Origin of the sequence: Paenibacillus wuxiensis (assembly GCF_040195695.1) — a bacterium.
In the GTDB taxonomy this organism is placed as follows: domain Bacteria; phylum Bacillota; class Bacilli; order Paenibacillales; family Paenibacillaceae; genus Paenibacillus_B; species Paenibacillus_B suaedae.
In genome coordinates this window covers 661,826-686,563 of sequence record NZ_JBEFZI010000001.1, presented here as the reverse complement: position 1 = coordinate 686,563, position 24,738 = coordinate 661,826, and the positions used below count along the sequence as shown (strand labels likewise).

General features: G+C 47.3%; 17 protein-coding genes. 4 read left to right on the top strand and 13 right to left on the bottom strand.

The window, feature by feature from the left end; translation table 11 throughout:
• The first annotated feature begins 196 nt into the window (after positions 1–196).
• Both uvrA and ABN764_RS03085 read left to right on the top strand, forming a co-directional pair.
• Complete coding sequence (gene uvrA, locus ABN764_RS03090; RefSeq protein ID WP_446670858.1) at positions 197–2,707, top strand: excinuclease ABC subunit UvrA; 2,511 nt, start codon at positions 197–199, stop codon at positions 2,705–2,707.
• A 67-nt stretch (positions 2,708–2,774) separates the two neighbouring features.
• Positions 2,775–3,209, top strand: a complete 435-nt coding sequence (locus ABN764_RS03085) for a MarR family winged helix-turn-helix transcriptional regulator (protein ID WP_446670857.1) — start codon at positions 2,775–2,777, stop codon at positions 3,207–3,209.
• A 245-nt stretch (positions 3,210–3,454) separates the two neighbouring features.
• On the opposite strand, the gene ABN764_RS03080 is transcribed toward ABN764_RS03085, so the two are convergent.
• The 3 genes from ABN764_RS03080 to ABN764_RS03070 are packed head-to-tail and all read right to left on the bottom strand — an operon-like array spanning position 3,455 to position 6,047.
• The gene (locus ABN764_RS03080) at positions 3,455–5,026 is read right to left on the bottom strand and encodes a GMC family oxidoreductase (RefSeq protein WP_174808657.1); all 1,572 of its coding nucleotides are present in this window, start codon (positions 5,024–5,026) and stop codon (positions 3,455–3,457) included.
• Positions 5,023–5,619: a gluconate 2-dehydrogenase subunit 3 family protein gene (locus ABN764_RS03075; RefSeq protein ID WP_072728465.1), complete on the bottom strand. Its 597-nt coding sequence runs from the start codon at positions 5,617–5,619 to the stop codon at positions 5,023–5,025. Before ABN764_RS03075 ends, ABN764_RS03080 begins: the two co-directional genes overlap by 4 nt.
• A 32-nt stretch (positions 5,620–5,651) precedes the next feature.
• Entirely contained in the window at positions 5,652–6,047 is a 396-nt protein-coding gene (locus tag ABN764_RS03070) for a hypothetical protein (RefSeq protein ID WP_044355921.1), read from the bottom strand.
• Between the two features lie 118 nt (positions 6,048–6,165).
• On the opposite strand from ABN764_RS03070, the gene ABN764_RS03065 reads away from it, so the two are divergent.
• Positions 6,166–7,290, top strand: coding sequence for a mandelate racemase/muconate lactonizing enzyme family protein (locus tag ABN764_RS03065; protein ID WP_446670856.1), 1,125 nt, complete (start codon positions 6,166–6,168; stop codon positions 7,288–7,290).
• Between the two features lie 102 nt (positions 7,291–7,392).
• Here ABN764_RS03065 and ABN764_RS03060 read toward each other — a convergent pair whose 3' ends face one another.
• From ABN764_RS03060 to ABN764_RS03050, 3 genes are all read right to left on the bottom strand, one after another.
• On the bottom strand, positions 7,393–8,229 hold the full coding sequence (locus ABN764_RS03060) for a hypothetical protein (RefSeq protein ID WP_446670855.1): 837 nt from the start codon (positions 8,227–8,229) through the stop codon (positions 7,393–7,395).
• Between the two features lie 117 nt (positions 8,230–8,346).
• Positions 8,347–8,793: a thiol-disulfide oxidoreductase DCC family protein gene (locus ABN764_RS03055; RefSeq protein ID WP_072728462.1), complete on the bottom strand. Its 447-nt coding sequence runs from the start codon at positions 8,791–8,793 to the stop codon at positions 8,347–8,349.
• 50 nt (positions 8,794–8,843) lie between these two features.
• Positions 8,844–9,404: a helix-turn-helix domain-containing protein gene (locus ABN764_RS03050; RefSeq protein WP_021253831.1), complete on the bottom strand. Its 561-nt coding sequence runs from the start codon at positions 9,402–9,404 to the stop codon at positions 8,844–8,846.
• Between the two features lie 149 nt (positions 9,405–9,553).
• Between ABN764_RS03050 and ABN764_RS03045 the strand changes: the two genes are divergently transcribed.
• Complete coding sequence (locus ABN764_RS03045) at positions 9,554–10,540, top strand: DMT family transporter (RefSeq protein WP_446670854.1); 987 nt, start codon at positions 9,554–9,556, stop codon at positions 10,538–10,540.
• A gap of 138 nt (positions 10,541–10,678) precedes the next feature.
• Here the strand turns inward: ABN764_RS03045 and ABN764_RS03040 are convergent, their stop codons facing one another.
• From ABN764_RS03040 to ABN764_RS03010, 7 genes are all read right to left on the bottom strand, one after another.
• The gene (locus ABN764_RS03040) at positions 10,679–10,870 is read right to left on the bottom strand and encodes a hypothetical protein (RefSeq protein WP_021261459.1); all 192 of its coding nucleotides are present in this window, start codon (positions 10,868–10,870) and stop codon (positions 10,679–10,681) included.
• Between the two features lie 178 nt (positions 10,871–11,048).
• On the bottom strand, positions 11,049–12,743 hold the full coding sequence (locus ABN764_RS03035) for a stalk domain-containing protein (protein WP_446670853.1): 1,695 nt from the start codon (positions 12,741–12,743) through the stop codon (positions 11,049–11,051).
• A gap of 129 nt (positions 12,744–12,872) precedes the next feature.
• Positions 12,873–14,807 (bottom strand): LTA synthase family protein, encoded by a 1,935-nt coding sequence (locus ABN764_RS03030; RefSeq protein ID WP_446670852.1) that lies wholly within the window; start codon positions 14,805–14,807, stop codon positions 12,873–12,875.
• A 768-nt stretch (positions 14,808–15,575) separates the two neighbouring features.
• Positions 15,576–19,223, bottom strand: coding sequence for a DUF4855 domain-containing protein (locus tag ABN764_RS03025; protein WP_446670851.1), 3,648 nt, complete (start codon positions 19,221–19,223; stop codon positions 15,576–15,578).
• A gap of 286 nt (positions 19,224–19,509) precedes the next feature.
• Positions 19,510–20,823 carry an erythromycin esterase family protein gene (locus ABN764_RS03020; protein ID WP_446670901.1) on the bottom strand — a complete coding sequence of 438 codons (1,314 nt, stop codon included), beginning with the start codon at positions 20,821–20,823 and terminating at the stop codon, positions 19,510–19,512.
• 249 nt (positions 20,824–21,072) lie between these two features.
• Complete coding sequence (locus ABN764_RS03015; protein ID WP_446670850.1) at positions 21,073–22,755, bottom strand: DUF4855 domain-containing protein; 1,683 nt, start codon at positions 22,753–22,755, stop codon at positions 21,073–21,075.
• Between the two features lie 130 nt (positions 22,756–22,885).
• Positions 22,886–24,640 carry a DUF4855 domain-containing protein gene (locus ABN764_RS03010; RefSeq protein WP_446670849.1) on the bottom strand — a complete coding sequence of 585 codons (1,755 nt, stop codon included), beginning with the start codon at positions 24,638–24,640 and terminating at the stop codon, positions 22,886–22,888.
• Positions 24,641–24,738 lie beyond the last annotated feature (98 nt).

Below are 24,738 nucleotides of genomic sequence, written 5' to 3'. Positions count from 1 at the left end.
GAGCAGGCTCCTTTCTTTTTATTCCGTAACACAGAACATTGGGACAATTAAGTGCAGGTGCACGAAGCTTAATGAGTCTCAGAGTCTTACTCTATCGCCATTTGACAACTTCTACGTACAGGTCTATATTAATTTCTGTAATCAATAGTTTCCTATCTCAACTATTGAATCATTCAAGTAACAAGGAGGAGTTAACATGACTGCATCATCACCCGAGTGGATCGTCATTCAAGGGGCTCGGGAACATAACTTGAAGGATGTCACTGTTCGTTTTCCACGAAATCAATTGTCCGTTGTAACCGGCGTATCTGGTTCAGGGAAATCAACCCTGCTGTTTAACATACTTGTCCAAGAGGGTGAGCGCAAATTTGTTAGTGCTTCCGGTCATGCAGCAGACAACGTGCAGCGGCCGGATTATGACGACATCTACGGTCTGTCTCCTATCGTCAGCGTTAGTCAGCATCATCATAACTTCAGCCGACGCTCTACCGTTGGAACATATTGTGAGATTTATACATATCTGCGTTTGCTGTATACGGCAATTGGAGAGCGTGCTTGTCCACATTGTCAAGCTGCGTTCAGTTATGCGGATATACGTACGACCCCTGTTCGTCTGTCTGAGGAAGAACATTCCCATCAGAAGCACTATGCGTGTCCTTCTTGCGGACAACCCGTTGAAAATATAACCATGGCTCACTTTTCCTTCAATTCACAGCTCGGTGCGTGCCCCGCGTGTACCGGTCTGGGCGAACAAATAGAACCCATTCTCGATGCAATTGTACGTCCCGATTTGTCGATTCAAGATGGAGGCATTCAAGTATGGAAAAAGGGATTCCTGTGGCACTTTGCTCCGCTTCTCTTGCGTGCAGCCAAATATTATCGCCTCCCTCTGGAGGAAGAAGATCTTCAGCGGCCGATCGGAGAATTGCCGGACATCGTGCGTCACATGCTGCTGTACGGCACAGACGATCCACGCATTCGCGAGCTTCGCCCTGATGCCCCTGCCCCATCCAATATGAAGCAAGGCAAATATGAAGGTGCCGTGAACAGCCTACTGCGCCGATATTACGAGGGTGACGATGACGAGGAATCGCTGCTGGAATTCGTCCGCTTCCTCCGTACAGTTCCTTGCGAGTCCTGTCATGGTTCGCGGTTGAATGCAACAAGCTCGTACGTCCTGGTGAACGGGACGCCCATCCACCACCTCATGTCTATGTCTCTAACTCAACTGCTGAATTGGCTTGAAGACCTACCTTCTGCTCTGCCTGAGCGATACGTCGAAGCGGCTCAGCCTATCTGCAGGGAATTACGGGAACGCACACGAAGTCTCATGAATACGGGACTGAACTATCTATCACTAGATCGAAGCTTTGCCAGCCTGTCTGGCGGAGAAGCGCAACGTATGCGGCTGGCCTCTTTGCTGAATTCGAACTTGAGCGGCATGATCTGCGTACTTGATGAGCCTACGACAGGATTGCACCCGCAGGATACCGACAAGCTGATGCGTTCGGTGCGTAAGCTGGCCTCTCTCGGCAACACCGTAATTGTCATTGAACATGATATCGATGTTATCCGACAAGCCGATTATGTAGTGGATATCGGTCCAGGCGCAGGAGAGCTAGGAGGAGAGCTTGTCTTCCAAGGCACGGTCAATGAGTTGCTGTATCATCCGGAATCCATGACGGCTCAAAGCCTTCGTGAATCTCTGAATCGGCATCGTTCAACCGCTCGAAGCTGGAACCGCACATTAACCATCCGCGATGCACACGCAAACAACTTAAAGCATATTACGGTGGACATTCCTCTGGGCATCATCACCGCCATTGCTGGCGTGTCGGGCTCCGGAAAGTCCACGCTTGTCATGGACGAGCTGCTTCCCCAGTTGCAATCAATTGGTTTGGCATCGAATGCTTCCAGCCGAATTGGCGGTTTAGAACATATTCAGCATCTCGTCGTTGTCGATCAGAAAGCGATGGGCAAAATGTCCCGTTCTAATGCTGCAACCTATACAAAGGTATTCGATGACATTCGGGAATGGTTCAAGGAATTGGCCTCTAGACAAGGCTTGCGGTTGAAAGCCTCTGATTTCTCCTTCAATGTAGCTGGAGGAAGATGCGAATCCTGCAAAGGCACGGGCAGTCTTAAGGTTCAGATGCACTTTATGGCCGATCGCTTGATTCCTTGTCCGACTTGCCACGGGAAGCGTTATCGTGAGAAAATACTGTCTGTGCAATGGCATGGACATTCCATAGCCGATGTATTGGGCATGAGCATTGGGCAAGCAAGAGAACTGTTCCGCGATATTCCGAAGATCGCAGCCAAGCTGGATTGCTTATGCGATATAGGCTTAGGATATTTACGGATGGGGCAGCCATCCAGCACATTCTCTGGAGGCGAGGCGCAGCGCGTCAAGCTGGCAGCAGAACTGTCCAATGCCCGCAGCGGCCACACGCTGTACATATTGGATGAGCCTTCCGTCGGATTGCATGACCAGGATACGAGCAAATTGCTTGCCGTATTGAATCGGCTCGTCGATCGCGGAGATTCGGTTCTATTAATTGAGCATAATACCCAACTCATCGCAAATTCGGATTGGGTGATCGAGCTTGGCCCAGGAGGAGGGCAAGAGGGAGGTACCGTCATCGCCACCGGCACGCCCGATTCGTTGAAATCCAGCAATGACTCCATTATAGGGGCCTATCTATAAAATATAGCTATAGGAAATGGCGTACCAAGTTCCCGAAAAGGTGCGAGTAGAAAGGACGAGATAAAAATTGACCGAACATAACACATGCGATTTCGAAAAGGAATTTACGATGCTCCAATGCAAGCTGGTCGCAGAGCATAATCGGTTCAATGTGGAAGGAATCACTTCCGCGCAGTACAATATATTGGATCTGCTTGCTACGAATGGAGCAAAAACGACTCGAGAGCTTGCAGATTCGATCCATACGACATTATCCGCGATTTCCAAATTAACAAAGAAACTTATCGATAAAAACATGATTACACAAACACGCGATACTCAAGATCGACGCTATATGTATCATGAAATTACCGAACAAGGTCACGCCTTCCTCCAGAAGGCGGCCTACTCTCGCCATGGCGTCATGAATCGAATTCGTGATGGGCTCAGTGAGGACGAGCTGCAACAGTTGGCAAGCTTATGCGGTAAGATAAATCAATCACTGACGGGAAATATGGAGTAGGAAGTAAACTGTAAACTACGTATAGCAATATCGAGCATGCTAATTATTCATGTAACCGAAACTACACCCGTCCAGCATAAATATCTGCTATGAATTGTAATCCTGCCGGATTCTCTTGAATTAAGTTGGAAGGTAAATCGTTTGTTGCTCCGAATGAAATGGCAAGAAAGACCATAGGAACGAAAAGTTCCAATGGTCTTTACACGACATTGCCATTACTCAAATGATTCATTGGTGCAGCCTTATTACAGCTCCAGCTTCCTCGCTTGTTCCTTGATGTAATCGGCGGTTCGCAGAGCCAGTGACATTACGGTATTCGTCGGGTTAGCTCCGCCGGATGTCACGAACATGCTGGCATCGCAGACGAACAAATTGGGAATATCATGGCATTGCCCATACGAATTGACGACAGAAGTCTGCGAATTCGTGCCCATTCGACAGCCTCCCATGAGATGAGCGGTATCCGGCACGACATACTTAACATCGCCGCCTTCCGCTTCCAGAATAGCGCTCATTTTACCAACGGCATGCTCGATTAGCTTCCGGTCATTCTCTCCATAGCTGAACGTTACCTTGGCCCGCGGCACTCCGTTCTCATCCTTCTCACCGGCAAGCGTTACCCGATTGTCCGGGTTCGGCAGCACCTCTCCTACCATCGTTATTCTTCCGTAGTAATTATAGTCCAGCAGCTCTTCCTTAAGCCGGCTTCCCCAGATCGGGCCTGTCCTCGACTTGCTCAGGCCTTGAGCGAACCCGACAGGTCTGGCGCCATGAGCATGAAGAGTGTAGCCGCGCGCGAATCCCCTGCTTTTGTCCGTCTCGTAGAAGTCTTGCGTCGTTGCCAGTACCGGAGTTCCCTTGTACAACCGTATATCGCGATCGAACTTGGCATATACATCTTCACTACTGTGCGGCATTATCGCTTTGCCAACCCAACCACTGCTATTGGCAAGTCCATCCGGATAGCGGTTATTCGCGGAGTGAAGCAGCAGTCTCGGCGTCTCTACCGCGAAAGCGGACAAGATGACTACTTTTGCCTTCTGCGAATAAGTCACGCCTTCATGCACGAACGCTACGCCCGTTACCTTGCCATCGCTTCCCGTTATCACTTGGGTTACCATGCAATCGGCTAGCACCTCCGCTCCTGCAGCGATAGCCTTCGGAATATGCACAATTAACGTGCTGAATTTCGAATTCGGCATGCATCCTTGGTTGCAGAAGCCCCTGTTGATGCATGGCGGACGGCCGTCGAACGGCGCGGATATGATGGCTAGCGGCGGAACAGACGAACGAATCCCCAAATTCTCGCAGCCCTTCATGAATAAATAAGCATTCGGACTCAGCGGATCCCGTTCTGGATACGGATAAGGCCCATGGTAGCTGCCCCAAGGGAAATGCTTCGGACCGGATACCGCAATCTCTTTCTCAATACGCGAGTAATACGGCTCAAGATCCTCATAACGTATGGGCCAGTCTTCTCCAACGCCATCCAGAGTCTTGGTACGGAAGTCAGATTCATGGAATCGAAGAAACACGGCCGTAAAATGCACCGTTCCTCCGCCTACACCGCGACCGGAGTTGTTATGACCCATCGTCAGCGGGTCTTTTCCGTCTACTATGCGGGTGTCCTGCCAGCCCAAGTTTTTCATGGTGAGCTCGTCGCTTGCAAAGTCCTGCTGCGGATCGCGAAACGGCCCGGCCTCCAGTACAACGACACGGAACCCGGCCTCGCTCAATTCCTTAGCAAGCACGCCGCCGGCGGCACCGGCGCCAACGATTACAACGTCCGCCTCATCAGCAAATTTACGCAGTATCATGCTTCTTCCTTCGCCTCCCATGGATCAAGCTGTCCGATATCGCCGCGAACATAGCCGCGCGGGTATGCAGGGCCGGCATACCCCATCTCAGACCACACGATAGGATGCGAGCAATACGCCTCGACAGTCAGATTAAGCATCTTCACGAACCATTCGCGTTGAAGATTGCTGGGCCATTTCGAATAATCCGCTCGTCCATCGCTAATTTGCCGAAGCACCTCGGTAAGCTGCTGTGCTTCACATTTGCTCGCTTTTTTCCCCGTAACTTGCAACAGGAACTTGTCTAAATGCTGAATCCCTTCAAGAATAAGCATTTTGCGCTCCGGCACGCCCGTTCTGCGTTCCCCTTCTCCCGTCGTCGTATCCTTTAATGTCTGGTCTACGTGGGCGAGCACATATTGAATTACTTCCTCTCTCTCGTCATCGACGAGCGCGGAACATACCTGTAGCAGCAGCTTATATTCCTCACCATCTAACACGGTGCAGGACTGCGACTTACTTATTCTGCTCGTCACGATGGCTTGGGTATGGGTATCCCATGCCTCGCGTTCATCCAGTACATTGAATGAAGGATACCGAGTTCTTCTCACCATCAATCTCACTCCAGTACAGTCATCTTCAACCATTACGCTCGCCAATACAGCGCTATAATCCCAAGCAGGCTCATCGCGGTAATCATGAGCGGCATGATGACAGGAGGCCCAATTAGAAAGTTATGTGATTGATAACCCCCGACCCGCTTTCCTACACCACGAACATGAAAATAAAAACCGACCAGTCCCGCCAAAGCTCCAACCCACATAAGGATTTGGAAAAAAACACGCAGCCATGCCACGTGAAAGCAGACGAGAATCAACCCGAACACAAAAAACAACGGAGCTGCCAGCACGGGCACCCACATCGCTTTATGGTGAAAATTTTGCCGATAATGAGACATCGTCACTTGTATGCCGATTAAACAAAAGGCTAAACTGACGAATAAAATGAGCATCCGCTCGATTGGCCAACCTTCCCATCCCATCGCGTTCCCTCTTTCGTACGAATCATAATTTTTTTCTTTTGCGATAGCCGCTTATAAAAGTGTTCCAACATATCCCATACTTAAAACATAAGTCATCATTTCTATTAGGAGGTTGCTCTTGCTCATTCACAAGATCGACACGTACCCGTTGTTATATCGAATCCCCCGTCCCTACGGAGATGCCAATGGCTTGAAGAAGTTCCGTTCCGCTTACCTGATCAAAATTACGACGAAATCCGGACTTACTGGATGGGGTGAATGTTCGGGATGGCTGCCTGCTCTGGAAGCTGAGTTTGAACACGCCGTCATTCCATTCCTACTTGGCAAGGATGCCCGGGAACGAAATGCCATTATCACTGCATTATCCAAGCAGAAGCATGATAGACCCGCAGCTGCGGTCAGCATGGCGCTGACGGAAATCGTTGCGCACAGCGCGAAATTATCAATTTGCGAGCTTTGGGGTGGCACGGTTAGACGTTCGCTCCCCTTGTACGCATCGCTTCAATCGTATTCAGATGCATCGGATTGGGTAGCCCAATCGCTAAAGGATATGGAGCAGGCGGTTCAAGAGGGGTTTATTAACGTGAAAATAAAAGTGGGCGGGAAATCACTCACTGATGATATTCGCCATGTCCGCGCCGTCCAAGAACAGTACGGGCAGCGTGTACGAATTGCATTGGACGCCAATGGAAGCTATGATGCTGCCACGGCCAGCAGCTGGAACTCCTTGGTCATTCAATACGAAAATTGGCTCTGGTTCGAAGAGCCATTGCCCTTGAACGCATGGGATCAATTCGCGCATTGTCGACTTCGACTGAACATTCCGGTTGCAGGCGGTGAAAATGCCACGACTCCCTCGCTATTCCATCAAGCCATCGTTCAGCAAGCGCTGGATATTGTTCAGCCCGATCCGCTTCATCTTGGCGGTATCGATGCCTATCGCGACGTACTAAAGCTCGCACGCACAGCGACCATTCGCGTATCCCCGCATACCTTCGATGGCGCTTTAGCCCGCTGCTACGCGCTATTCGCTCACGCTTGCTTGCCTGCCTGGAGCAAAATGGACGCCGACGAAGCGGTTGAACCGATAGAGTGGGACGTAATGGACAATCCATTTACGGCCTTGGTTCCGCTTCACATTCATCATGGAACCGTCGATATTCCGAACGGCCCCGGCATCGGGACAGCCATCGATGAAGACATGCTTAGCCATTACCGCTGGGACGGATCGCGTTTCTGGTAAATGAATCTGACCAGCATTTCTTTTGCGCAACGAAAAGAGGCGAAGCTCTGGCTTCGCCCAACAATATTGCAATCGTATTTATAGATCCATTTACGAGAAATATTATCGCTTCAGGCTCCTTGAACCTCGCTGTTTCTTCGGCCATGGGGCCAGCAGCAGCGTTACAGGCACCAGCAGTAAGCCAACGATGAGCACGGTCCAAATGACGTCATTCTGCATATTTTTCTCATGGGCTATGATAGCATCCAGCGACGAACCTACGACATATCCTCTTTCGATCGTTTCCGGCTTGTCCTTCGGCGCATAGGGCGGCAAGCCTCCATACAAGACGGAATCCGTGCCATTTGGAAATGACATTGGCTTCAGCTGTCCTTCTTCTGCCTGCCCGAGTATGGTAACCTCCTCACCATTTGGAACGCCGGCATAGCTCAGTGCCGACTCATTCGGCGCCACTACCAGTACTCGGTTGTTCTCGACCTCTTCGTTCGGATTGCGGAGCGTCACCTCGTGCAGCGGCACAGTAAGATTGGTCAGGCGGAATACGGACGGCTGAAGTGGGATCCCGTTCACCGACAATCCGTTCACATCACCCACTGTAGTCGTCATTGTTGTCACATAACTGCACTTGCGAGAGTTGCATGACCACCTTCGATCCTCTTTCACGAGCAGCGCATAAGATGAAGCCAAATGTTCATCCAGGGCAGGATTTCGAGAGGTAAGCGTACCTGTTATCGCTACGATGCCTGTCATTTCTGGAGTCACCGTTTTAACAGGGACCGCATTCTGTAATTCCTTTTCCCAGGCGTTAGACTCACTGTACATGATAGCAAAGCCGCCGAAAACGAGCAGATCCGTTAGAAGAAAAAAGATAAACCAACCACTCACACGTCGTGACCTTGTCACTTTTCCTGTTGTACCTTGATGACGCAGCTTCGTCACGTTCTATCACCTTCTCTCAATCATTGCTTGCGCATCCTCATACCTGAATGGTCGATACGAGCAATGGTGGCATTGCAAAAAAAACAGAAATACGCCCTATGCCAATGCGTAAGGACGTTATGTTCTGCTTGAATGCGTATCGGAATCATCGCCTTGCGTATTCCTCCGCACTGGAAGCTCGCAGCCATTAGAGTTGCATTGGCCAGCAGGAACAATCGTACGTCTTGAAGCGATGTATCGATATAGTTTCCCGCCAATTCCCAGCTTCATGCTGAGCCATATGAACGGACTAATCGGCATTAATATCGGCACCCTCATACAGAGTGCATGCACCGCCTCGATACCGGAAAGAATGCGTCCGCTGCTTGATTCCCGCGCATGCATGCTGTCCACCAGATTGTCCATGGACACTGGAATCCGTTCCATCACATGCTGATCGCGTATCGAGTAAAATCGCAGCACATGCAGCCAATCCCATCGTTCCAATCGTGAGCGTATTCCCGTACAAAGCGGACACCAACTATCATAATACACCTCAAGCATGCGGCGTTTGCGTATGCTCATCTGTCCTCACCCGCTTCTTCCTTCAACAATTGTATATCCCTCACATCCCGTTACGAGTAGAACACCGTAAATTGCACGACCGCTTCCTCATCGCCTACATTGGCATACATATGCGTTTCGGTAGCGGAAAATTGAATGGAGTCAAATTGGTGCAGCGTATACGTATCTTCTCCAATGGTCAATTGCACCGTACCCGACATCACCGTAGCAATTTCCACTGTCCATGGGTGATTTGGCTCTGGTTCGTAGACGCAATTGGGCTTTAGCCGTGCACGCAGCATCTCCATCTTCTCGCGCAGATCCGTAAAAACAGGCTCCAATATCCATTGGCCGGATTCACTCTCATAGGTAGGGCCATGACCTGATCGAGAGATGCGCACTGACTTATCCGGCATGAGCAGCGTCATCAGAGGAACGGACAAATGCCGCGATATTTTCCACATCATCCCGATTGTTGGGTTCGTATCTCCACGCTCAATGTTGCCAAGGGTAAGCTTGCTAACCCCTGACAGAGCGGACAATTCCTCAAGACTTAGCTGCTTATCTTTCCTCAGCTTCCGCAAATTCGCGCCTACCGATTGCATCAATTGCTTCGTTTCGTGCTCATTCATCGAATGTTTCCCCCAATTCGAACGAAAAGTTTACAATCATTATGCAAATATTTGTTACATTATACTTTACTTTAAAAATAATATAGTATATTATACTTTACTGGATACACAATTGAAAATGATTTTCAAGTAGAGGTAAGGTGAGCATCATGAGAGCCATATTTGTTGGCATTTTAGCATCCATGTTTTTTTCATCCACATTCATTATTAACCGCGCGATGAACCTGTCCGGAACAAGCTGGGCTTGGACCGCATCGCTGCGCTTTCTACTTGCGATTCCCATACTGCTTGCGATTGTCGCATTTCGCAAAAACCTTACGCCTCTCTTCCGTGAAATGCGTAAGCATCCCTTGCAGTGGCTAACATGGGGTTCCCTGTGTGGAGTCGCGTTCTATTCGCTGCTCAGCTTTGCAGCAGTCTATGCACCGTCTTGGCTCACATCGGGAACATGGCAAATTACGATATTAATTGGCGCGTGCTTGTCGCCACTGTTCTTCGAGACACGCCAGACACCGAATGGCCCGGTAAGAGTACGCCAGTCCATTCCGTTCAAGAGTATGCGCATTTCCGTCATTATACTTATCGGTGTAGTACTCATGCAAGTGTCTGAAGCAAGCAATGTTACCTTATCGGAATTACTTCTGGGCTTCATACCTGTTATTATCGGAGCTACTTTCTATCCGCTTGGCAACCGTAAAATGATGGCGCTCTGCGGCAACAAGCTGGATTCCTTCCAGCGCACACTCGGCATGGCACTTGGCAGTATGCCTATAGCTATCCTGCTTGGCATATACGGAACTATGTCTGTAGGTTTGCCATCCGCCTCTCAGTTCGGACAAGCATTCCTGCTTGCCATCAGTTCTGGCGTAATCGCAAGTCTGCTCTTCTTCTTGGCAACAGACATGGCGAAGCATAATACAGCACTGCTTGCTGGAGTTGAGTCCACACAGGCTGGCATTCTGATCTTCACCGTGCTTGGTGAGGTACTGCTTCTGAACGGTACATTCCCGCAAGGCTGGTCGCTCGTTGGGATGTTCGTCATTATCGCCGGGATGATTGCAACGAGCTTGGCGAACCGCAATATTGCACCAGCAAAGCCTAAGCCAGCACCAACACTGTCTAAGAGAACAGCCTAATACACCAGAAACAGCGAAAGAGCGCCGCATACTGCCTATCAAGTATGCGGCGCTCTTTCTATTATATAAGGTGGAGGCAAAACTAACCATGTTAAGTTATTATTTTCACAAAGTATTTGAAACGAAAGTTATTTCTTGTTATGCGTAATAAGCATTCAGCAGTTCACGTGTTTCTTCGACTTCCGGCTTAGCTGCAAGACCCTGGTCTGCCCAGCATTGTCTGCACTCTTCTTCAGTCGTGCATCTGTCATTATCGTCACACATATAGCAAAGTTGAAGGAAGTTACGAGTTACTTGATCCGTTGTGTCAAATGTTTTGAATGTTCTCATCTTTATCACTCCCTGTTCTTTATGGTTACACTATATCATGGAATTGAGTGATAGTATGTGAATTAAATCACAACACTATATAGTCATATATACAAAAGCTGCAGTCCCCTCGAAACCTTACGATTACGATAAGACTGCAGCAATTTATAGGGAGAATTTATAGGGGTTTCTTATTTTCTTATTTCATGCCCTTTGTTTCTAAAAAGTTAATCGCTGCATCGAGTAAGGCTGCCGCCGCGACATAATCTGTCGGATTCATCGTTAGATAACGGATTGCCCCTTCGAAGGACGTTAAGCTTGCCTCTTCATGATTTTTCTCTACCGACTTTAGAGCTGCTAGCTCCGTCTTCAGCTTAGCTAACGGCTTCAGGAACTGAGCATCAATCTCTTCCTTATTTGCCTGCGGTGCGCTTGCTCCCTCTTCCCCGTTCTTCTCTGGATTGTACTTCGCAAGCTCCGCTTCGAACTTCTTCATCAGGGCAACATAAGATTGCTGCCATGCCTTGAATTGTTCTTGTTCTTTATCTTCCGCAGCCAACTTGTTCAGTTCAGCTAACATTTGCTTCATATTCGCTCCAAGTGCTTGCGCTTCATCAGCCGCAAGTTTTGCCGCACTATAGTTCTTCTTCGTATATAAAATCTCTGCAGCAGCTTTATATTGTTCAGGAGTGTGTGCGATACTCAGTGCTACATTTACATCTTTCTTCAAGAAATATTGGAATCGTTCACGGAAATCTCCTTCATCGAACACGTTGCGAACACCCCAATGTGTACTTTCGCTCGAGTTCTTCAGAACAGCTAGAACGGATTTCGCCTCATCATCGAAGGCATAAGCACCAGTGTCCATATATAATGCCTTCAAGTGGATGGCAATAGCTGCTAGTGTGTTCGGATCATTTGGCTTACCAGCACCCTTGTAATGCTTTTTCACCGCATTGATCCAATTATTCACCACGGAATCGAACTGCTTATTTGATTTGCGCAGATTGGCATCGGCCTTTGTATACGCATTTTTCTTCGCGGTGATATTTTTTTGCATAGCAGCCGTTGGAGCACCAAATACGTACACATCAATCGTCTCTCCGAAAATATTCTTTTTCTTTTCTGTTCGGAGATAATAATGATAGCCCGCATAACCATTCTGAGAGTATCCACTCTTGTCTGGATTCTGTATGATCATGCCCGCTGTGGATGAGTTTGCTAGCGTATGATTGCCTTCTGCGGTGCTCGAACCTATCACGTACAGCGGTGTTCGTTGATCAATGTAACCTTGAACATAGTAAAGCTTATCGTTCAATGCCAACTCATATGCAGCTAGCGCCTTTTCGTATGTACTATACATTTGATGATATGGACCGCTAACTTTGTCATACGCGTTACTATATGCATCTTCATTTGGAATCGCCGCAACATGTACCTTGTCCAACTGATTCACGAGCTCCAGCTTCACATTATTCAGCAATGCACCGTAAGACAAAGGTACCGCAACGCCACCTTTCTCGAACAGAACAGCTTCAGGCAGCGGCAGTGCAGCTCCGTCCACCTTCCCCTGCTTGCTGTTAGCTGTGATTACGAAGGTATGCTCTTGATTTTTCAATGTCAATGTCTTCGATGTTTTGTTCCAATCCGCTTGGAACCCGAAGATGTCTGTAAATGGCTTCAAGCCGAGATACAGTCCATCCGTAGATGTCTCTACATAGTGCCTGCCTAGGAACTCGCGCTTCCCGTTCCATTCCAGCAGTGAATAATCATACAGCTTCATTGTTCCTACGGTTGAAGAAGCTGCGGCAGCATAAGCTGGCTGTATACTGCTCCCAATTCCCGTTAGAAGCAATGACACAACCAGCAGCCACGTCCATATTCTCTTTCTCACGTTTACCCCTCCATCATATATCGCCATAATTCGGCATAATCTACCAACTTATTATAACATGGCGAGAATCATAGACGAGTGACTTTTTACCAACATTTTCGTTCCTTGAAGGTAGAAATATAACTCCCCTTATCGCTTCGGCAATAGCTGAACGTATTCATCCGACAGCTTCATGAGAGAGAGAATATAGTCATAGTCCTTGCGGTACGCTTCCTTCATAGGCACGGGCTGCAATGTCTTAAGCGATATCGCTGTGCCATCATCGAATCCTTCACCAGGTACGAACATCACTTCATTGTTGAAGAAGGAGCCTGTTGGCAGATAGTAGCGCATTCCGACTACATTATGGTCTGTATTCAACATATCGTGTCCAAGTGCAAGGAATTGCTTTTCTTGCAGGGATATACCAAGCAGGTTGGCAGCTGTCGGCATAATGTCGATTTGACCGCCCGTTCTTTCGATTATCTTAGACTCAGCTTGCTTCGGTACATGAATGATCAACGGAATATTGAAGCGGCTTACTTCATTCGAATAGGGAACACCGAGTCGATCGGTTATTTCCTTGTCGCTTGCTTCCTTCGGATTCACGCCAAAGTGATCGCCATACACGACAAGCATTGTTTTATCCCATATCCCCTGCTTCTTCAACTCCTCGATAAACTGTCCCAGTGCATAATCGGTATAATTGATTGCCGTCAAATAGTTCCCTAGGTACGAGCCCTCCATATCGGCAGGAAGCGTCAACTTCCGCAGCTTGTCCGGCACAACAAATGGCGCATGACTGGATGTCGTCACGAATTGAGCGTAGAATGGCTGATTTCGCTTCGTCATCTCCCGAATTTGCTCCGCACCGACTCTATACAATTCTTCATCAGAAGCACCAAAATCATTGAAGAAATCGTTCGTGTAGTACGGCTTGTCATAGTAATGGTCAAATGCTAGTCCAGGATAGAGCAAATGCCGGTTCCAGAATGTCACATCATTGACGTGAAACGTTGCCGATTGATATTTCAAGTCATGAAGAAGACGAGGCATACTCGGAAGCTCTCTCTTCCCAAAGCCCGTGGACATCGCTACCGTTCCCGTCGGATATATGGACGTATTGGACAGAAACTCTGCATCCGAAGTATTTCCTTGGCCGATTTGCTGATAAATATTCGGGAAGTAATAGCTCTCCTTCACGAGCTTATTCAGTACTGGTGTAATCTCCTGTCCTTCCAGCTTGGCTTGAATCGGGAAGTTCTGAAAGGCTTCCAGTTGAACCACAATCACGTTGGCACCGCGGGCCAATCCAAAACCCTCCGGCTGTCCAGACGGAGGGTTTTCCTTACGATAAGGATCTGCCGCTTGAAGCTCTTGGATTTTCACTTTCGTCTCATCCAAATTCCCATTCGCGATGATCTCGTTCTCACGTATGATTTTCAGCGCTGTTGCAGCTTGATAGTTGAGATAGCCAATCTTCTCTGACTTCACCGTCTCATTGCTGATCGATTCTGCCTTGTCTATTACGAACCAGGAATAGCTCATGCAGCCGATCAAAATCAGGGCCGCGGCAGTCCTCCATATCCAACCTGCATAACGTTGTGGCGGGGATGAATCCATCCAAGCTTGCTGCTGCGAATACGTCCTGCGGATCAACCAACGAATCGCAACAAATATTCCAGCCACCACGATATCTGCAAAGTACAAAAAGTGTGAGAACTTCACAAGCTGCCCGATACTGCCGCGTATTTGTGGAACCTGTCCCATTTCATAAAATGCAGTAAAGGTTGGTACTGTATTAAAGTGAATATGGTACAGTGTTGCAGCAAACATCAAAATAGAGAAAATAACCTGAAAGATCCAATATAACGTACCTTTGCCGAATCGAGGCAGCACCATCTCGAAGAGACTGACAAGAACAAGTACGGAAACGATATCAGTAAGCAAGCCTGATACGGTAATCGAATCATAGACGAAGTGGCGAAGCAGCGTTAATTTGACCACCAGAAGCAGAGTCAGCAGCGCGCCTTGCGGAAGTTGAACACGCTTGCGTTCCACTCTGGCCAGTGAGATATTGCTCATTATCGTTCAATCCTTTGCAATGATGTTGTGTCGTGGTGACGATGTCTGGTCGTGCATAGAAGCCGATTGAATCTGCGCATCATATGTTTGCTTAACGGTATCCAGCGCCTTCACAAGTCCCTTATATTGCTCAATAGGGTGATGGACTGCACACGCCGCTACAATGCCAGTATGCACACGGCGAGCCTGTCCTCGCAGACTATGAATGAACCAGGCCGCCGAGATGATTGTACCACGGGAATGGGTAAGCTAAATTCGTGACAAACGCCATAATCGAGTCGCTCATGAGAACTAGGTTCGATGTAATACTCGGACTCTCGATCATCGATTAGACTGCCTTCCAATGATGAAGGAACTACTTTCCTTGTCCCAGAGAGCAGAAGAATAGGACACCGGCTGCTATTGCCACTCGTAATTGTTATTCCAAAATTCAATATAAGAATCCCGAATACCTCATATCTATAGGAGATAGGAATAAGGGCAGTATAAATACTATACGAACTCGCCCCGAATAATGCAGCAGTACTAATAGGCAACCTATCTGTAGTAGCAATATTTACATTTTTACATACCGACCTATTATAATACAGATCCTATCGAATGAATATGGTTATTATGGATCACAAGGATATGTTTACTAGTGAGCCTTAGTGCTAGATTCTACTTCTGCACCATAAAAAAACGTCCCAATGAATTGGGACGCCCTCATCCTATTTTCCCTGTTACCAGTTGCTTCAAGACATCGATATAAGAAGGAGCAGAACCTTTCTATCTTTGTGTGCTCTTCTTAAAAATGGCGATCTCATCCTTCACTTTCCGAACAGCTTCATCTACATTCGCTCGCGTGTATCCCTCAGACTTCAGCCGTCTCATGACTTCAATTGTCCTTTCTCCCAATTGCCATTTGGCCTGAATGAATTCGCTGCCCGTATGCTGAAGCAGCAAGGACACTTCCTCATACAGCCGTTGAAGTTCAGTTGTATCTACGATTCCGCTGTCCCCGACTTGTACCGTAGATCGGAAGGTTTCTGACTTGCCATTGTAAGTCATCGTAACGTTAACCGCTGCAGTTCCAGTTTTTACTCCTTTCATCGTCACGCTGTTACTGGATTCACTGATTTTCTCTACTGCATCACCGATGACTTCCCAATGATAGATAGCATCTTCCGTAGGTACAGCATATCCATTGGCATACTGGCTCAGCAGTCTAATCGTTCTTTCCTGTGCTGGAGTAGAAAAGAATTGATAGGTTCCCTGCCAGCCGACCTTCTCTCCCTGATCCAGTACAACTGATTTGTTAAAGACTTGAAGGAAGTAGGATTTCCCATACTCCTGAGTAAAGACAATCGGTTGATCATCAGCCAGATATTGCAATTTACCAAGTCCGTAATTGCGATTCAGCGTCACGAGCAGCTGATGCTGGCTCCCATCCTGTACTCCTGAACTCAGCCAATACTTATCTACGTCTGGATGCTGGGCTTTCGTTCCCGAATCACTATACACGCCCGAGCCGCTTCTGCCTACTTCCGTCTCCCCTGCATAGTAGCGTACTTCTTGATTCCATGCTCCGTTGACGGACTGCAATCCATAATAACGATATAACGTAATCTCTTCCAGAGGTATAATTTCCGTATGAACTTGTACTTTGCCGCCTTCGATTTCATACGTAACCGTCTCCTGCAAGATTTCACGACCACGTCCGTCCTGCTCCTTCGTATTGAAGCCCTGAATCCGATTCACAACCTCAATTTTCACCTTGGTCCCGGCGATTGCTGTCCCATCTTGAAGCTGCTTCCCGTCCACCCACACATTATATTTAACGGTTCTTCCTGTCGTAGAACTGTTCTCGCCGCCATCATAATTATGATTGCCACCCGTGAAATCCTGACCTTTGCCGTTGCCATTATCATTGGCACCAACGATATAAGGGCCAATCCAGTCCGATATATCAGGCCACAACATAGTCGATGGGCGCGTCAAGTCGGGATCGGCATCCTTGTCTACATTCGGACTAAGCCTCCATTCTTTCATCCCGTAGAGCTTATTCGCACCAGCATGATCGAACACAATCCACATATCATTGCCGTCATTGTACTTGTGAGCAATCTTCAAGTTGCTGCCGTTTTTCATGACATATTGCGTTCCACCCTGCAATGGATCGTGAAGTACTGGATTTTGGAAGCCATGGTTGATAGATAGTGGTGTTTCATTCCCCATTATCTGATTATAGGCCCAAGGAGCAACCTCAATCACGACAGACTCCACTTCTACCGGACCTACTTGTGCGCGAATCACGACAGTTCCAGGCTTGATAGCATGCAGCTTACCATCTGAGGTCACTTCAACAATGCTTGAGTCCGAGCTCGCGAAGACTGCATTCACTTTCTTTTGTTGTGCATCGTTTTTGTCGATCACGACTGGTGACCACAACGTACCGACATCCATAGTTGCCAGCTTAGAAGGAAGCATGATCCGATATTCCGGAGCAGTACGGTTCGCTTCATATTTTAATAGCTTTAGATCATCAAGGTAGAACGTGGCGTCCTCCGATTGCCTGTTGCGCATAAGGGCAAAGCGAATGATATTTTCTGTATTGATTCCTGCCTGCTTCAGCTCCTGAATCGACTTCGTAATAATGGTCCATTGACCAGGCGGGAACATGATGTTGCTGGCATAGGTCTTGCCCCAATCATATTCATACATAAATACCTCACGGATCTCTTGTGGCTTGGACGAAGCATTGTACACCGCATAGCTAACAGCGTCATACCCGCTCCAATCTTTCAGATCATAGGCTGGATAGGATTCCTCCGGATGCTCCTTCTCGAACCCGTCATAATCGGAGTCGATATACGCCGCGATCCAGCTATTTGGATAAGCCTTGAAATCGATCTTCAGCGACTTCTCGCCTTGCAGCACGTATGTAGCATCTGTAACCGTTGTCCGCTTGACATGGTCACCGTTATTCGTTCCAGATTTAATATCGCTTTCAAAATCTACGAGCGAACGAGATTCTGTTACTGTCGGCTCACCAGAATTCTCTAGCATAATATCGCGATAAATCGTCTGCTTATCATGGATGTTGATGCCAATAGATTTGCTGGGTAATCCTTGTTTCTCTACGACAAAGGAATTCTCTGTTGCATACAGACCGTTCATCGCGAACTGACCATCTGTATTAGTGGTGACAGCATTCCCTGCCTTATCCGTTAACGTTGCTCCTGCGATACCGTTGCCTTGACGATCAACTACTCTGCCTGCAAAATTCCCTTGCGGAGGAATAAACTTGCCCGTGGCAAACCTGTATAGATCCGTATACATCTGCTTCGCCGCCGGTACCTCAGAATGATAGAGATCATAGATTGCGTACACGTCTTGATAATACGCAAGAAGAGACTGATTCATAAACTGCTTCTTCACACCTGTAATTAAATAGTTGTAAAATGCTTGACGATACCGCGGAGCGTCCACAATACGCTGATCAAGCTCTACTTTGACTCCCGCTTCATTGGCATAAGCCAAGTCCGCTATCTCTTCCACCCGCTCAATTGTGGTGCTGTCGTCGCCATAATGGTTCGGCTGAAGGGCTGAGAAGTCAAAGCCTAGCCAGTTCCCATTCGCCTTCTCCCCTGCACCATACCAAGGAAGCCAGCCTAGACGCATGCCGCGCTGCTGTAAATACTGGGATGCGAAATCCGCACTTTCCTGCTCCCCAGGTACAGTTGTATCGAGATCCTCTTGGAGCCAATAGAAGCCGCTCAGCTTCAAATGCTTATACTGCTGTTGCTCGAAACGAGCGGTTAACGTGTCGATGTACCAGCGGATTAACTCTTTGCGCGTGTTCAAGTTTTCTAGATTTTTCACTGTGCCATCGCCATTGAAATCCCCAAAGTCCTTGCTCTGTGGGTCTGGGAAAGGCAATGTAACATACACGTTTACCTTTTTATTTGGTTCATGCAAATCCTTGCCTACCTGTTCAACTGCGGAATCCAAGCCATCGAGCTGCAACCCCTTCTTGAACAAGCGATCTATTGACCATTTCCAATCCTGCCAAGTTCCCGGCTTGCTTCCTGCCGCCCATGGGTAATAGCGAGTGAGACTGCCCTTGTAGGGGGATGTCTTCGTGAGCAGGAGGAATGTATCGAAGAACGCATCCTCTGCAACTCCATCTTGATTCAAGTATCCTACGTAAGGGAGAAAATGATCCTTCCCGTACTCCCCGCTCTTCGTGCCATTCGTATTCTCTCGGTTATCATATCCGGTGTTCATAATCACAATATTCGAAGCGCCATTGGATTTTTCACTGTTTTTGGGCAAATAATCTGCAGACACTATTGTTGAGAAAAACGATGTCATGATCACAGAAGCAAGCATGAAGGAAGCAGTCAGCAGGCTTATGCTTTTCTTTACTTTCACAAATTCACTCTCCTTTAATCTTTGAAATAAAGCGTTCACATAAAATTGATAGCAAAACGCTTACAATTCTCTTCGTACCCACTCCCTTCATGAATCGACCTCTCATTTTTGGATAATTTAACCTATCATATCATATCAAACTGGATAAACTATTCAACTAATAAATATCCTATTCTCTGAGAAGTCATGCAAAAGAGCTGCCATGCGGCAGCCCCTTTATTTTGAACATCTGTATTAACACTTGTAGTTCTGTTATCTCATCATTCGGCTTCATCATTCGGCTTCATCATTTTTTCTCATTAAACTGAGACGGACTCGTTTCACGGATGTGGATAAGGATATCGAACTGTTCCGACAGGGAAGCATTAAAATACTGCGGCCGATCAGGGATGATTTGAGCGATGCCGTCAAAGAACGGCTGCTCTCCTTGTGCCCATTCCTTGGCCTGTTCCTTAAGATTGCGAACATCCAGCATGAACATCTCATAGGAAACTTCACCTAACTTATAGTTGGAGCTGTTCACGTTCTGCTGAATCGTATCCGTCGCGAGCTTGCCTTCGCTGAATGCAGTGAATTTCCCCTTGGTGGTGGTAGTCCCAATAGCCACATATTTATCTCCAAAGCGCTCTTCCAAAAACTGACCCGCTACTTTCGGGTACATTTCCCTATCAATTACGCCTTTTGCTACGTGGATATTATGTCCCCACACCATCGTTTTACCGCCTAATGCTTGCTTGGCCCATTCTGCATGATCGGCTAAGTATTGATCGTGCAGCGTTACAATCCGTGCATAATCGCTAGGAATCATCATTGCCGTGTAATTCTCGATCACCTTAGCCGTTCCCTTCACCCAGACTAGCTCGGATGCAGCAATCCCATTGTTCATCTGTACCGTCTTATTTTCGAGCAATTTTACGACTTTGGCTGCATTCGCGTTGAATTTCTTCTTCTTCTCAGGTGTCAGTTTCATATATTCCTGCAAGCCTACAGCCGCAGCCGATAACTCCTTATAGCTCTCCTCAACTTCAGATAGGATTTCAGGATGATGCAGTTTCACATAATCAACCACTTTAGTAAAGACATCTTTCTCCAGAGTCTTCAAGTCGAGTCCGATAAATTGGATTTTCTTCTCGTGTGCCTGGTCAGCATTATAGTCCTTCATCCATTCAACCATCGCAACAATCTCATCGGCCGGGTACAGCAGCTTCAAAAATTCTCTTGGATTGCCCTTTCCCGTGTGGATATATTCATTCAGCTTTAAGCCATTGCCCCAATCCTCTTCGATTCCGAAATTCGTAAAGCCCATCTCGGTAACTAAAAACTTGACGAGACGAAACTTCATCGTAAATATTTCAGAGCTTCCGTGTGATGCTTCTCCCAATCCCACATAATCGGCGTTCCCAATCAAGTCTTTGAGCGGCATCATATCATCGAATGGCTGCATAGGATCGATCGTCTTCAGCGCCTTTGCCTGTGATTGAATAGATTCGACGACACTCAACTTGACAGGTTGAGCGGCTACGGTAGGTTCCACCTGTTTATTTTCCTTCATCTCCCCACACCCTCCAGTTAGCATTGATGCTCCAAGCACGATAGACATCCCTACATACCTCATTTTCGGTTTCATTTGCTTCCACCTTATCTCGTCTTGACATTTTGTTGTCTGCTATGTTTTCTATTTTATTTTTCAAATCTCTCATATTTCTAACTTGATTCTTACGGAATCATTAAGTTATTTCTGCATGTACACACGCCTAAAAACATCGATGGATGACCAGAGTATTGCTCAATAGAATAAAAAGAAGATGACCCGGAGTGCACCGTAGCCATCTTCTTTAAGCCGAACCAATTATCGAGGCTGCTTCTGATATGTTCCCTTCACAAATTGGTACATCCAATCATAAAGCTCACGAATCCGCGGATCACTGCTGCGAGAACTGTCGAGCAGGGCATCTACACCTTGGTAATAAGCCATGAATGCTTCGTTCATATAGCCAAAGTCGACCCCTCCATTCAAATAATCAATGTAATAGCCGCGTGATGCATCATTCGTGAATGCATCCTCATCCATCTCCATCTCAATACCTAGACCGTGATGCTTCGCTAAGTACGCCGCATCTTCAATCCGATCTGGGTTAGTTCCACCCCAATAATGGTTCGGCTGCAGCGCTGTCGCGTCGAACCCTATCGCACGTGCTGCATAGTTCCTGTTGCCACCAAAATTCGGAACCCAGAACAGCTTCTGTCCTCTCTTATGCACGATATCTCCAGCATATTTGACCAACTTCTCGTCCGATGAATTGTCTCTTCCCATCGATTCGGCCATCCAATACATTCCAACCAATTCCAAACGGTCGTATCGGCCTTTCATCCATTTTGTTCTTACTTGATCCAAATACCAATCAACAGCCTTTTTCCGATTCGTAAAGGATTGTTCCGCGCCAACATCAGTAGGCACAAAGTTCTCAGAGATCCCGTCCCCATCGACATCTCCAAAATTGGAAATCGTCTCACCAGGATTCGGAATCATAATGACGACTTTCATCTTATGATGCGAATCATTCAGCTTATTCCCTGCTTCTGTCACAGCAGCATTTAACTCGCTCAAATCCCCGCCCGGCTTGAACATTTTGTCCAGATACCATTTCCAGTCATCAAGTACTGCGTTAATCCCAAAATCCCGCTGGTAATCCGCCGTACGAATGCCTAATAAAAGCGTTCCATCATACATCCAGTCCTGCGGCTCTCCGTTGTTGTCAACATAACTGACGTACGGGATGAGCTTCTCCTTTGTCCAATTGCCGCGATCGTTACTATACATACTGTTGTACATGAGCCACAGATCGTGAATGCCTGCCGTATCATTTCCCGGCTTCAAATAAGAAGGTGTGACTGGGCGAAGCGCATATGCATCCGCTGTTTTTCCATCTACACCCCATATCTCCACTTCGTCCATGAACACCCAAATCTCTGTCGTAACGGCAATTTTCACATACCGGGCATAGATTTTCTTCGCTTGACTGGATGGATGGGGAACTCGATCTACCGCTGCGTCCCACACATAATCATAGGCTGCAGTCGGAATATTGGTCCAGAGCGGTACCGGAGAATTCATGTATTTCACAGGGGCCCAATTCATCCCGTCTTCTGAGGCATAATAGGAGACAATTTCTGGTGTATAGATGCCTACTTCATGATTGTAGAGAAAGTGAGACTTAATCTTCCCAATCGATTTGCTTTCGCCCAAATCAAATATGATTTCACGCGTCTTTCCTTTTAACAATGCGGTCCAGTTCGGGTCCATAAAATCATTGGCATCTCCATACTTTCCATCTGTCAGCTTCGTTCCATCGTCTGGGTAATTTTCATCAGGTGGCTGATGGGTGAAGGAATACGAAATCCCGCTTGCCAAATTCCTCATCCCATCGGCGGCCACTGTAGGTTCAATATCTACCGCTAATGCAGCTTGGAAGGTGGACAGCAGCATGATAGTAGCTGCGACGAAGCTCACGACTCTCTTCAACTTAATCATCAATAAAAACCCCTCTCGTCGATTTTTCAATAAAATCGTGTATCGAGTAAGCATGGGTTGATCACCCATTCTTGATGACTTATGTCTATTCCGTGCTTCGCTGCGCTCCCCATTCATCGTTTATCGAGGCTTATCGAGGCTGCTTCTGATACGTTCCCTTTACAAATTGATACATCCAATCATATAGCTCACGAATCCGAGGGTCACTGCTGCGTGAACTGGTGAGCAAGGAATCAACCCCTTGGTAATAGGCCTTGAACGCTTCCGTCATGTACCCATAATCGACCCCACCGTTCAAGTAATCAATATAATTGCCGCGTGAGGCTTCATTCTCGAACATTGCTTCGTCTGTCTCTAACTCAACACCAAGACCATGATGCTTCGCCAAATAAGCTGCGTCCTCAATTCGTTCTGGATTGCTGCCGTCCCAGAAGTGGTTCGGTTGAAGTGCTGCTGCATCGAATCCCAGAGCACGAGCCGCATAATTCTTATTCGCACCGAAGTATGGAATCCAGAACAGCTTCTGTCCGCGCTTATGCACAATCTCTCCAATATGCTTAATCAACTTTTCATCGGATGTCTTCCCGTTTGACACCCCTTCGTCCAGCCAGTACATGCCAGAGATCTCCAAGCTGTCATAGCGGCCTTTCATCCATTTTGTTCTGACTTGTTCCAAATACCAGTCAACAGCCTTCTGCCGATTCGCATAGGACTGCTCTTCCCCTACCTCACTCGGTACGAAGCTCTCAGAAATGCCATCTCCGTCGATATCTCCGAAGTTGGATATCCCCTCACCCGGATTCGGGATCATGATAACAACCTTCATCTTATGGTTTGGATCATTCAGCTTCTCTCCCACTTCTTTAACCGTGTCATTCAATGCGCTCAGATCCCCGCCCGGCTTAAACGTCTTATCCAAATACCATTTCCAGTCTTCAAGATTTGCTGAATAACCAAAATCCCGCTGAAAATCCGGCGTACGAAGGCCTAGCACGAGCGTGCCGTCATACATCCAGTCTGTCGGCTGACCATTACTATCGACGTAGCTGACATACGGCATGAGCTTCTCCTTCGTCCAATTGCCTCGATTGTTATCGTACATTCCATTGTACATAAGCCACAGATCGCGGATTCCTGCTGTATCATTACCCGGCTTCAAATACGATGGTGTTACTGGACGAAGAGCATACGCATCAGACGTCTTGCCTTCAACACCCCAGATCTCTACCTCATCCATGAACACCCATATTTGTGTAGTGACAGCGATCTTCACATAGCGCGCATAGATCTTCTTCGCTTGACTGGAAGGATGAGGAACTCGATCAGTTGCAGCATCCCATACATATTCATAGCCAGCTGTCGGAATATCAGACCATAGCGGGGCTGGAGAATTCATGTACTTCACTGGAGCCCAATTCTGGCCATCCTCGGATGCATAGTAAGACACTATGGTCGGTGTATAAATGCCTACGCTGTTGTTATAGAGAAAGTGTGATTTAATTCGGCCGATCGACTTGCTCTCTCCTAAGTCAAATGTGATTTCTCTTGTTTTCCCTTTCAATAATCCCGTCCAGTTCCCATCCATGAAGTCATTGACATCTCCATATTTGCCATCTGTCAACTTCGTTCCATCATCTGGGTAATTTTCATGAGGGGGCTGAGAATAAGAATAAGATATTCCGCTCGCTACATTCCTCATTCCATCTGGCTCCTTGAGCTCATTATCCTCGGCAAAGGCTGTGTGAAAGGTGGACAGAAGCATGACGGCAGCAACAATGAAGCTGGCCCATTTCTTCATCTTGATCATCAATTCGACTCCTTTCGTTACGTGAAATGATTGAATTGCGAACTCCATCGCGAAGGAAGCGTTTTCAAGATGTTGCAACTATTATACCTGCTGTACAGGTTTATGGTTTTGATTATAGTCCATACTTATCGACTTATTGTCCACTTACAAGATACGAATCAAGAACTAGCACATCA